The 318-nt window shown below is 68.2% G+C and carries 1 pseudogene; it reads left to right on the forward strand.

Annotation, left to right across the window (positions count from 1 at the left end):
• Positions 1–318 (forward strand): annotated as a pseudogene (locus AC0L3U_RS38925) (DUF1522 domain-containing protein); the annotation flags it as partial.

A 318-nucleotide genomic window follows, 5' to 3' on the forward strand; every position in this document is an offset into this window, starting at 1 on the left:
ACAATCTGCTCGACGGCATCGCCAACGGCGTGCAGGTGCTGCAGGCCGCCAACACCGGCATCACCTCGCTGCAGAAGCTGATCGACTCTGCCAAGTCGATCGCCAACCAGGCGCTGCAGACCACTGTCGGCTACTCCACCAAGTCCAACGTCTCCGCCACGATCGCGGGTGCGACGGCGGCCGACCTGCGTGGCACCACGAGCTTCGCCAGCGCGACCGCAAGCAGCAACGTCGTGTTTAGCGGCGCGGCGGGCGGCACCACGGCGGCGACCGGCACCACGACGCTCGGCGCCACCATCGGCTCCTTTGCAAGCACGG

The organism is Bradyrhizobium sp. Kon69, assembly GCF_055807515.1.